Below are 5,661 nucleotides of genomic sequence, written 5' to 3'. Positions count from 1 at the left end.
TTTTATGAACAAGAAATTGATTGGTTTCGGCTACAGGCAGGAGAATATATTAAACTAGAACCCGATAGTGAGGGCATAATGCGCTCCCAAATCTTCCCCGGTTTATGGCTAGATAAAAACGCTTTATTAATGGGCGACTTAGGAAAAGTTTTAGTGATTTTACAGCGAGGGTTAGAGACACCAGAACATCAAAATTTTGTTAATAAATTAACTAGCGATCGCTCTCAAGTTTAAAAATTAGATAATTATTTTCTCTCAAGTGTTCTATAATATGGGAGAAAAAACTTTGCTCAAATTAATGGATTATTTATTGACTTCTAACTGATTTTTGTGGGTGTGTTGAGCTACTTTAACACACCCTACCGATGGTTGTTATAATAATGGAAGATCAGGAGAAATTGCTGATCCGATAGCGGGCAAAGATTAACTAGAAGAAGGGTGAAAAGAGAAAACTTATGACAACTACCCCAGTAATAGCTGCTTCTTTAACAATTCCTCCCCTAGAAAACGGCGATAAATTAACTCGATGGGAATTTGAACGACGTTATCAAGGGATGCCCCATCTCAAAAAAGCGGAATTAATTGAAGGAATTGTTTATATGGCATCTCCCTTGAGAATTACCCAACATGGTGAACCCCACGCGCATATTATGTTATGGTTGGGTTTTTATAAAGCTTTTACCCCCTATCTGCAATTAGGGGATAATGCCACCGTGAGATTAGATATTGATAACGAACCCCAACCAGATGCCCTATTAAGAATTGACAAGGGAGGACAATCGACAATTAGTCAAGATGACTATGTAGAAGGCGCGCCGGAATTAATTGTCGAAATTGCCGCTTCTAGTGCTTCCTACGATGTTCATCAAAAATTAAATGTTTACCGTCGCAATCAAGTCCAAGAATATCTAGTCTGGCGGTTTTATGAACAAGAAATTGATTGGTTTCGGCTACAGGCAGGAGAATATATTAAACTAGAACCCGATAGTGAGGGCATAATGCGCTCCCAAATCTTCCCCGGTTTATGGCTAGATAAAAATGCTTTATTAATGGGCGACTTAGGAAAAGTTTTAGTGATTTTGCAGCGGGGTTTAGAAACAGCAGAACATCGAGATTTTGTCAATAAACTAACTGCCAATCACCGCTAGATTTTAAAATTAGACAATTATTCTTGATCTACTGTCGTATAATTACAGAAAGAGTATTTTTGACCTGAATTTGTTCTTAACTGTACCCCACATTTCGACAAGCTCAATGTAAAATAATCTCGCCCCTGATAATCTTCTCATCACCTTACTTTATGTCAAATCTAATCCTTTTCTGGCATCGTCGCGATTTACGTCTCTCGGATAATATTGGACTGAGTAAAGCTAGGGAGCGTAGTCCGAAAATTATCGGGGTTTTCTGCCTCGATCCTGCTATTTTAGAGAGGGATGATATCGCCCCTGCTAGAGTTGCCTATCTCCTCGGTTGTCTAGAGGAATTAGAAAAAAATTATCGCCAAAAAGGTAGTCAATTACTGATTATTCGCGGCAACCCCAGTCAAACACTCGTCAACTTAGCCGGCAATTTATCGGCAAAAGCAGTTTTTTTTAACCTCGATATCGAACCCTACGCGCGTCAACGGGATCAACAGGTAATCGCCGCTTTACAAACAAAAGGAATTGAAGTAGAAACCTTCTGGGATCAACTTCTCCACGCTCCAGGGCAAGTCCTCACCCTCTCAAAAAGTCCCTACACCGTATATACTCCTTTTTGGAAAAATTGGAGCCAATTAGCCAAAGCCAGCCCCAAAACCCTAGAAAACCTGCAAGGATTAGACGAAAATGAGGGGGAGAAACTCACAGAAACTATTAACTTACCAACCCTAGAAAATTTAGGTTTTACCTGGCAAAATCCCTTACCCCTCGCTCCCGGAGAAAAGGCCGCCCATAGCAGATTAGAAGAATTTTGTCAAGGGGTTATTAACAATTATCAAGAAGATCGTAACTTCCCCGCTTTCGATGGCACCTCGCGCTTGAGTGCCGCTTTAAAATTTGGGGCGATTGGCATCCGCACAATTTGGACGGCAACCCTAGAGTTATTAGAAAATTGCCGCGCCCAGGAAGCAAAAAATAGTATTATCACTTGGCAGCAAGAGTTAGCTTGGCGGGAATTTTACCAGCATTGTCTCTATTTTTTCCCAGAATTGGCGGTCGGTGCTTATAGAAAAGAATTTCGTCATTTTCCTTGGCAGGATAACGAAGAACATTTTCAAGCTTGGTGCCAGGGAAAAACCGGCTATCCGATCGTTGACGCGGCCATGCGACAATTAAATGAAACGGGATGGATGCACAATCGTTGTCGCATGATCGTGGCGAGTTTTTTAACCAAAGATTTAATTATTAACTGGCAAAAAGGCGAAAAATACTTCATGCAGAAACTTTTTGATGGCGATTTAGCCGCTAATAATGGTGGTTGGCAGTGGAGTGCCTCTAGTGGCATGGATCCGAAACCTTTAAGAATTTTTAATCCCGCTAGTCAGACACAAAAATTCGATCCGGAAGGGGAATATATTCGTCAATGGTTGCCGGAATTAGCTTCCGTAGATACGGAATATTTAGTAACCGGGAAAATCCCCCGTTTAGAAAGACATCGTTGTGGTTATCCCGAGCCAATTGTCGATCATAATCAACAACAAAAAGAATTCAAACGACTCTATAGCAATCAGAAGCCAAAACAATAAAACTAGCTACTTTTGACTGGCTTTAATCTGGTTCCAAACATCCTCTAAACTTAGATATAACACAGGCACAACAATTAAACTCAACAGGGAAGAAGTGACTAAACCTCCCACAATTACCATCGCCATGGGTTGCCGCAATTCCGCACCAGTACCCAATCCCAGAGCGATCGGAATCATACCTAAAATTGTCGAACAGGTGGTCATTAAAATCGGTCTTAACCTAATCATTCCCGTTTCTAAAACCGCTTCCTCCCGACTCCAACCCTGTTGACGCAATTGGTTAGTATAATCCAGTAATAACACAGCGTTTTTATCGAGTAATCCCAAGAGGAAGATAAACCCGATCAGAGAAATCATACTAAACTCACTACCCGTTACCAATAACCCCAACATTGCCCCCACAATCGCTAAAGGTAAACATAAAGCGATGACGATAGTTTCTAGCAGTCTTCTGAATAATAACCATAAAACTCCTAACATTAAAATTGTCGCTAGGATTAAAGTGCGACCAAAACTGCCCAAAACATCGCTACTTTGAGAAGAAGTACCCCAACGCTGTAAAGTTATCCCTTCCGGTAAAGGAATCCCTTCAATTTTAATCGCCGCATCTTCTAATCCTAAATCGGGACTAAGATTAGCACTGAGAAAAATCGCCTGTTGACCATTTAAACGCTCGATCGCCAAAAAATCCCCCCGATCATTTAATCTAGATGATAGGGAAATATCCTTTAAACCGGCGATTTTAGCAGCCTCAACCAGCAATTTCTCGGCACTATCGCGCAATAGCTTGAAATTATCGCTTTTAATCGCAATTTGGATCGGCTTTTCCGCTTCCGTCTGCACAAAAGGAATGTCCTCGATACTGACATTCACCCCTCTAATTGTCGGTAAAATTTGCCGAATCCGTTGCTGCACCGCACTGGTGTGAGATTTACGATCGCTCTTCAGTTTAACGTGAATTTTGCCACGATTCGGCTCACCCCGTAAACCGGCGATCATAAAAGTCGATTCCACTTCCCCATCCTGCAAAATCGGCGCTTCTAATTTGCTGCCATCGCGGATAGTGCGACGCAAAAGAAAACTTTCGGGAGAACTCGCTAACTGAGAAATCCAAGCGAAACTATCGCTAGAACTCTTAGCCGTCGGTTTATTAGGACTAATTTGCGTTATTTTCGGCAAAGGAGAAGTATAAACCAGATTAAACTCGCCGCGATCGAGTCGGGGAATAAATCCCCTAGAAATAAAAGGAATCAAGGCAATACCCGCAAAAAAGGTAATTAGGGCAATAGCAATGACCAGCAAACGATGACGCAATGACCAGTTTAAGAGCCGTCGATAGGCGTTTTCAATCGGTCGCTTTTGTTTCGTCATTTTTGCCCGTGACTGCGGTTTCAGCCAATATACTGCCAAAACTGGCGATAAAGTTCTGGCGATCAACAGAGAAAAAATCACCGCAGCCGAGACAGTTAAACCGAAGGGTTGGAAAAACTGCCCCACCGCACCCCCCATAAAAGCCACGGGTATAAACACGGCAACAATGGTTAAAGTGGAAGCAGTGACAGCTAATCCGATCTCCCTTGTCCCCTTGAGTGCCGCATTTTTCGGGGTTTCCCCCGCGTCGATTAAACGGGAAATATTCTCCACATCAACGATCGCATCATCCACGACAATGCCGATTACCAAAGCGAGAGCCAGTAGCGTCAGGGTTTCCAGATTAAACCCATAGATGGCCATGATAATGAAAGTCCCCAAAAGAGATAGGGGGATAACCAGAGCAGAAATGATTGTAGCGGCGAAACTGCCTAAAAATATCCAGATCACCAGCACCGACAGCAAAACTGCCAAGAGTAAATCATCGATCGTGCCTTGTAGGGCAGCGCGAATATATTCCGCTTGAGTTTCAGCTAAAATTATCTTGACATCGGGCAGTTTTTGTGCTATGTCTTTAACCAGTTTTTCTGCGACCGCGGCCAGATCGAGACTATTGGCAGCACCTTGTTTGATTACCTGCACAGCGATCGCCTCTTGACCATTAAAGCGCACCAGCGTGGGCAATGGTCGGGTTAAGCTTTTATGGGGATTATCTTCCCTAACTGTACCCTGACCGAGTAAATTAACTTTAGCCGTACCAGGAAGAGCTTTTAAGGGCGGAATTAAATTATCTTGGGCGATTTGGCTTAATTCTTCTAGGGTTTTCTGCTCACTCACCAGCGTATATGTGACTATTGCCGACTCATTTAAATCAACGGGGATAACTTCTGTAGTAGCTTGAGAGGGTAAAGGGATTTGCGAGATAGCCTGTTTAACTGCTGCGGTGGCTTTGTCTAAATTTGTGCCAATTTTAAAGAAAACGCTGATTACTGACTGTCCGGGGGCAGTAGTCGAGGACACATCCCGACAACCGGGGAGAGAGAAAAGGGGATTTTCTAGGGGTTTAGTTAATTGCTGTTCCGTGGTGATAGCAGTAGCTAAATCCGCTTGGGCGTTAATTATTACGACTGGAAAGCTGATATCGGGGAAAAGAGCGTATTTTAGGGAACTAAAAGCCAAAATTCCTGCCATGGCCACCGCTAACCAGAAAGCAATGGTTAACCTCGGGGCATTAATCGCTATTCGAGAGATATTCAGACGTTCTCGCCACGATTCTTTCATCTTTTGATCATCTCTCATAAGTGGGGTGTGGGGTGTGGGGTGTGGGAAGAATAAATAAAAATAATCTCCTGACTCCTGACTCCTGACTCGGAGACTCCTAACCCAATGGTAGATGTTGGATTTTTGCAGGAGTTCTATTTTCTGACAAAGATAAGCAAAAATTATTTATTGACTGCAAAAACTTGAGAATATTTAAATTAACATTCCGCAATATTTATAAATTCTTAAGAATTAATTGAGAAAGATTTTTATTTAACAACGATGTTATCATAGTTACAGCGATT

General features: G+C 42.3%; 3 protein-coding genes and 1 pseudogene. 3 read left to right on the top strand and 1 reads right to left on the bottom strand.

All coding sequences use genetic code 11. The features are described 5' to 3' along the window. The 3 genes and pseudogenes from IM500_RS15480 to IM500_RS15470 form a co-directional block, all read left to right on the top strand. Positions 1-234, top strand: a pseudogene (locus IM500_RS15480) (Uma2 family endonuclease); the annotation flags it as partial. 221 nt (positions 235-455) lie between these two features. Further along, positions 456-1,148, top strand: a complete 693-nt coding sequence (locus IM500_RS15475; RefSeq protein WP_287738887.1) for a Uma2 family endonuclease — start codon at positions 456-458, stop codon at positions 1,146-1,148. A 152-nt stretch (positions 1,149-1,300) separates the two neighbouring features. Continuing rightward, positions 1,301-2,725 (top strand): FAD-binding domain-containing protein, encoded by a 1,425-nt coding sequence (locus IM500_RS15470; protein WP_287738885.1) that lies wholly within the window; start codon positions 1,301-1,303, stop codon positions 2,723-2,725. 6 nt (positions 2,726-2,731) lie between these two features. Here IM500_RS15470 and IM500_RS15465 read toward each other — a convergent pair whose 3' ends face one another. Beyond that, positions 2,732-5,377: an efflux RND transporter permease subunit gene (locus IM500_RS15465; RefSeq protein ID WP_190722941.1), complete on the bottom strand. Its 2,646-nt coding sequence runs from the start codon at positions 5,375-5,377 to the stop codon at positions 2,732-2,734. Between the last annotated feature and the right edge of the window lie 284 nt (positions 5,378-5,661).

The sequence above is a fragment of the Microcystis sp. M179S2 genome, assembly GCF_020245805.1.
GTDB lineage: Bacteria > Cyanobacteriota > Cyanobacteriia > Cyanobacteriales > Microcystaceae > Microcystis > Microcystis aeruginosa.
Note: the sequence above shows the minus strand (reverse complement) of the source record. Positions and strands in the feature narration are given on the sequence as shown.

Coding starts and splice junctions, on each gene's coding strand:
- IM500_RS15475 (WP_287738887.1), top strand. CDS start 456: ATGACAACTACCCCAGTAATAGCTGCTTCTTTAACAATTCCTCCCCTA.
- IM500_RS15470 (WP_287738885.1), top strand. CDS start 1,301: ATGTCAAATCTAATCCTTTTCTGGCATCGTCGCGATTTACGTCTCTCG.
- IM500_RS15465 (WP_190722941.1), bottom strand. CDS start 5,377: ATGAAAGAATCGTGGCGAGAACGTCTGAATATCTCTCGAATAGCGATT.